Below are 5,555 nucleotides of genomic sequence, written 5' to 3'. Positions count from 1 at the left end.
CCGTGTTGCCAACTGTGTCACCTCATGGTGAGCCTGCCAGACTAGAAAACTAGAAATCTAGTTTTCTAGTCGGCTAGGTAGCGGCCAAAGGTTAAAAAGGCTTTAAGTCTTGGGTCTTGGGTTTGAGTTTGAGTATTGACTCCAGCTAGACCTAAACTCATATTGAACTCAACGGACAACAAGGGAGGTCCACTAAGAATGTCTACACTCACTATCATGAATAAGACCATGACCGCGCGAAAGGCGCGGGAGGTGGCGCGGCAGAACTCATTCCTTGGGGATGGTCTGACCTATATAGAGCCGATTAACGGTGACGAGATCGACTTGCCCCATGTTCCACCGGGATCGAATGGGCTGGATCATCCCTCAGTTGCCAGTCAGGTCGAGCGTTGGGAACGCACCAGTCTGCTAGAGATGAAGGCTAGGGGCGAAGTCCTCGGCAACTTCAAAGCTGGCAAAGACGACGCCGAGCGCGGCGGTCCCGTGGACTATGACCACATACTGATTGCGTTTACACCGGATCAGTCGGCTATGCTTAAAGAAGATGAGAACCTGCGCGATCAGGTTCGTCGCGCCGTTATTCGTGCCCTGGCAACATCTCCCCAAGACCCCGATGCCCGCCGCCAGCTAATAGCGACCCCCATGCACATGGATAGGGCTGAATACCACCTACAAGTCATCCTCTCACGGACCCCGCTAAAGCGCCTAGAGGACGGCCAAGTGCTGGTTCAAAACGCAATCGTTCAAGACAAGTCTAGTCCTCTGAATAGCGTTGTGGGCCTCATAAATGACGCCTTGGAAGCCGAGGGTCTGACTGCCTTCCAGATCGGCGCACGTGAGCATCCTCGCACCGCTGAGAAGTCGGCGCTGGATACCGTCAGCGTCATGGCTGAGCCTCTGGACAAGAAGTCTATTGTGCTTCCACCAGCCGAGGGGTCGCTGGCATCTCGCGTCATGAAGATGACACCAGATGAAGACAAGTTGCGCCGCCTACACGACCGTCAAGCTAAAGAGGTTGCCGACCTTGAAGCAGCCCTTGAAGCGGCTCGCCAGCGCAAGGATGACATCGCCAATGCTTTTGCAGCTACGGTGCAAATCCGCGAAGCACAGGAAGAAGCTGCCGCCGCGAAGACCGCACGGGATGAGGCTGAGCAGCTAGCCTTCAACGCACTGGAAAAGGCTGAGAGGGCTGATAAGGCTCGCGCCGAAGCGACGGCTAAGGCTGAAGCTGCCGAGGCTGCACAAGCAAGGGCAGAGAACCAACTGGCAGAGGTCCAACAACAGCTTGCTACATTGGCTGCGAAGCTGCACGAGGCAAATGGCAAGCTGGGTGACGTTCAAGACAAGCTGAAGCTATCGGTAGATCGGGAAACGGAGCTGGAGGGCGAGCTGGAGGCATCCGTCGCCGCGACCGAAGCAGCACAAGCTGATGCAAAAGCCATTGCTGACAAGCTGGCCGCTGAGCAAGTCGCTCACGCCGCAGCACTGGCTGCCGTGCAGGCGGAGCTTGCGGAGGTGAAGAAGGCGCGGCAAGTCGCCGAGACCAAGCTGGCTGGGGAGCAGGCGGCCCGCGAGGCTGAGAAGATCACCTTCGGCGACATGCTCAAGTCCCTATCAACAGACAAAGCGGCTTCCGATGCGGCTGCGGCTGCGGCGAAGGCAGAGACCGAGGCAGCAAGGAAAACGCAGGCTGAAGCTGCCCGTAAGCTTGCTGATGCTCTGGCTGAGTTCAGTCGGGTATCTGAAGAGCTAGATCGGGTGAAGGAAGAGCTAGGGACAGAGAAGGATAAGCACAGCGAGCTGAGAACCGTCTACGACAAGCTCGTTGAGAAATATCGTGCTCTGCGGACGTTCTTGAAGGGCAGCATCCAGCAGTTGATGGGATGGAGAGCGGAGAACATCGAGGGCATTGAGCTGCACAATGAAGTTATCGGGTTCAATGAGTTCGCTGATGCTCAGTTCGAGAAGTTGACTCCAAAGAAGCAGGAAGAGTTCCTGACCGCTGTGAGTGACAACAACGCTGATCGAGCGAAGTCACAGTCCCCCGCAGAGCAGAAGAAGCCAGAGGCGACAACCCCGACCGCCAATGAGGACACCCCCCGACGCAAGACGCCTCCGAAGGGAGAGCCGCCAGCAGAGGAGCCGCCAACGGGCTTCAAGCCTCGGTGATCGTAGAAGCCCCCAGAGATGGGGGCTTTTTCTTTGGGTGGCGACTTCCTGCCATCGTCGAGGCGAAAGGTTAAAACCGTATTAAATGTGCCTTGTGTGACAAACGTAATTTACGTAGATTTTAATCATTCCGTGCTATATGTAATGAAGCACAAGGAGTTTTTAGAAGTGCAAGAAGCAGAAGTAAGAAGCTGGCTGACGCCTGATGAAGTGGCGGTGAGGCTGGACGTTACAGGTCACACCGTTCGGTCATGGATTCGGAAATACCCAAAGCTTGGTTACAAAGTGGGCGGGCGTTATCGGATCGACGCGACCAGCGTGGAACAGATCGCGGCAGGCAATCTCGAAGCCTTCGCTGCCGACGAAATCAAAGTAGCGGGGTGATCCAATGAACTACGCCGCGAAGAAAAGCATGGAGGTGACGAACCTCGAAGAACTCGAAGCACAAGAAAACGATTGCACCTCAGCATCCACAGACAAAAAGTTGACAACCCGTCATCCCGCCCCAGGATTGAAGCCCTTCATTGAGGGCCATGAATACATCCCTGTTCCTCTGATCCCTGAGAAGTCCTGGACAGCGTTCGGCCACATTTACGATCAGCCGATCAAGCCCGCTGTAGTCGAGGGGACGATTTACGAAAGCGTTCATTATGACGCATTCATCGGCAGGCATGGTGATTACATCTGGACAGGCCACAAGTATGACACGAAGAGGCAGGTAGAGCTGTCTGACGTGCCGTTCATCTGCGACGCGATTGAACACTACATTATGTCGTCCGATGCCCATTACCGGAACTACATGTTCGTGAAAGATCAAGGCAACCTCGGGGTTCTGTCGTTCGAGTATCGGACTGTCGGGAAGGGCCGCTTCCGTGTCTACAACTTCATTCAGAGCCCGAGCCTGCTACAGCAGCGCAGTAGCAACAAAGAAGTTTGGATGCCCGAAATCGGGCCGCAGAAGTACGACAAGAAGACTGGCGAACCTCTTCCACGAGAAGTCATCTGGAAGAAGAAGAACCCCTACTCTGTCTGGAACAAGTCAGAGCGCTTCCGCCCGCAATTCGAGTCGATTGCGTTCAAGCCATATAAGTATGGCGGGCAGCCATCCGACATTGACGACAAGACGCTCAACATGTTCCTCGGGTGGCCTCTCAAGCCGATCTACGATGACAGCAAATGCACCCGCATCCTTGCCCACTTGCTTAATGTTCTCTGTGCAGGCGATGAAGGCGGCTACCGTCATGTCAAGAAGCTGATGGCAACGAAGCTGCAATTCCCAGACCGCAAGGTTGGGTCCGCCGTGTCATTCCGATCAAGGCAGGGTGGTGGTAAGGGCATCTTTATTGCTGGCGTCCTCGGCAAAATCTACGGCGAATACTTCAGGCACTTCGATAAGCTTGAGACGATTACTGGGCGCTTCAACACTGGCATGTCTGAAGCTTTGTTCATCTTCCTTGATGAAGCTTTCTTTACTCGTAACCGTGAAGCCGCGAACCAGCTCAAAACGCTGATTACCGAGGACACTGTGAACATCGAGCGAAAGGGCAAAGACATTGTTGTTAAGGAAGCCCTCTTCGACATTTTCACCGCGACCAACTTTGAAATGGCTGCATCTCTGGAAGAGAGCGACCGACGCTACACTGTCTTTGATCTAGGCGAAGAGGTGATGCCTAAGGAATACTTCGACGCTCTGAAGGCAGAGATGGATGACGGAGGGGTCGAGGCGTTCTTCGGCCATCTCTTGAGTATTGACCTGAACTCCGAAGAGTATCGGGACATCGACATCACTAAGCCCTACGAGACCGACGCCCGACTACAGCAGAAGATGCTGAACTTCACCCCACTGCAAGAATGGTGGTATGAGGTTTTGAGCAACGGATACTTCCCGATCAAGGACAATCCTGTGATCATGTGGGAGACGTATCAGTCCAAGCCAGTGCCGAAGGTTCTGCTGGATCGGTCGTTCGCAGATTGGTCTTCCGATAACCGCCGTTCATACAAGCCGTCCTCGGTCGAAATCCGCAGGATCGTTGCCAAGCTCTGCAAGTCGGCGGCTGGCGGGATTGAAGGGCAAGGGAGGATTGTGTCGTTCGCAAAGCTTATGGACTTCGACTGGCTGCCATCGAAGAAGCAGAGGGCCTTCTTCCTTCCTGCACTTGACGACGCTCGCAGGGACTTTGCCGAGGCATTCAACACGACAAAGATGGAGTGGCCCGATGTTACGGGGGTGGCGCTGGATGCCGAGGACCTAGACATGGATGGCAAGGCTGGCGAATACCTGCGAAGCTTCGACAAATAAGAAAAGCGATCAAAGCCCCCGACATGGGGGCTTTTTTTTAATGACACAGAAACCAAGGTTAGGTTACAACTAGAAAACTAGAAAACTAGAAAACTAGAAAACTAGAAATGCAGTTAGCCAAGGGAGACATTATGAAAACTATTGCTGTCGTCATGCAGAAGGGCGGTGCGGCAAAGTCCACACTCTCTAGGCATGGCTCTATCATTCTGCCGAACTCGGCATTGCTGGACTTGGACCCGCAGGGCACCACCAACGCTTGGATCGAGGGGCGCATCGAGGCGGGAATCAACAAACCCATGCACCTGATCGCGGACCTTGGATCGGCAGACAAGGTGGCAGACAAGGCGCGGGCATCGGGTGGGGTAGAGTGGTTGATTATTGACACACCGCCGGAACACGATGACCAACGGGCAATCAGGAAGGCTATTGAGATGGCTGACTACGTGGTCGTGCCGACACAGCCGTCCATCGACGATCTGCGAGAGCTGCCGAAGACGATCCCGCTGATCGTTGAGGCTGGTAAGCCCTTTGCAATCGTAATCACTCGCGCAAAGGCCGGGTCTCGCTCTCTTCGGGACACTCAGACTGCCACCGCGAAGCTAGCAGATCACTTTGGAGGTGTCGTCTGCCCGCACTTCATGGGGAACCGTGTCGCGTATACCGACGCAGTTATGAGCAATCAGACCGTGACGGAATACGAGCCGAAAGGGCAAGCCGCTGCCGAAGTGGCTATGATCTGGAACTGGGTGATGGAGCAGGTCAATGTCTAAGAAGAAGCCGAGCATGGCAGATGCGTTCAACGATCTGCCGAAGGCCGTCGCCGCGCCAAGGGGCGAGCAAGAAAAGCCTCCCGCAGTATTTAGTCTGACCGATGATGACCGTCCTAAAGTCGAGGCAGGAATCGCCTTCAAAATCCTCAAGCACGAGCGCCAACAACTCAAGGAGTGGTGCGCGAGGCACGACATGACGATCAAGGAAATTTTCCTGCACGGGTGGGCCGACCTCAAAAAGAAGAAGGGGCCTTAACTAGATTTCTAGTTTTCTAGTCTGGCAGGCTCACCATGAGGTGACACAGTTGGCAACACGG

General features: G+C 54.6%; 5 protein-coding genes. All 5 read left to right on the top strand.

From position 1 onward, the window contains the following. Window positions 1-198: 198 nt before the first annotated feature. Window positions 199-2,169 (top strand): hypothetical protein, encoded by a 1,971-nt coding sequence (locus EP867_RS18630; protein WP_128490954.1) that lies wholly within the window; start codon window positions 199-201, stop codon window positions 2,167-2,169. An 18-nt stretch (window positions 2,170-2,187) separates the two neighbouring features. Continuing rightward, window positions 2,188-2,553: a helix-turn-helix domain-containing protein gene (locus EP867_RS18625; protein WP_128490953.1), complete on the top strand. Its 366-nt coding sequence runs from the start codon at window positions 2,188-2,190 to the stop codon at window positions 2,551-2,553. A 4-nt stretch (window positions 2,554-2,557) separates the two neighbouring features. After that, window positions 2,558-4,468: a primase-helicase family protein gene (locus EP867_RS18620; protein ID WP_128490952.1), complete on the top strand. Its 1,911-nt coding sequence runs from the start codon at window positions 2,558-2,560 to the stop codon at window positions 4,466-4,468. Window positions 4,469-4,599: 131 nt separating this feature from the next. Continuing rightward, window positions 4,600-5,238, top strand: coding sequence for a hypothetical protein (locus tag EP867_RS18615; protein WP_164888950.1), 639 nt, complete (start codon window positions 4,600-4,602; stop codon window positions 5,236-5,238). Further along, window positions 5,231-5,494, top strand: coding sequence for a hypothetical protein (locus EP867_RS18610; protein ID WP_128490950.1), 264 nt, complete (start codon window positions 5,231-5,233; stop codon window positions 5,492-5,494). The genes EP867_RS18615 and EP867_RS18610 overlap by 8 nt, the downstream gene beginning before the upstream one ends. The last annotated feature ends 61 nt before the right edge of the window (window positions 5,495-5,555 follow it).

This window comes from Falsigemmobacter intermedius (assembly GCF_004054105.1).
Lineage (GTDB): Bacteria > Pseudomonadota > Alphaproteobacteria > Rhodobacterales > Rhodobacteraceae > Wagnerdoeblera > Wagnerdoeblera intermedia.
The sequence above is the reverse complement of the archived record's forward strand: the minus strand, read 5'-3'. Positions and strand labels throughout refer to the sequence as shown.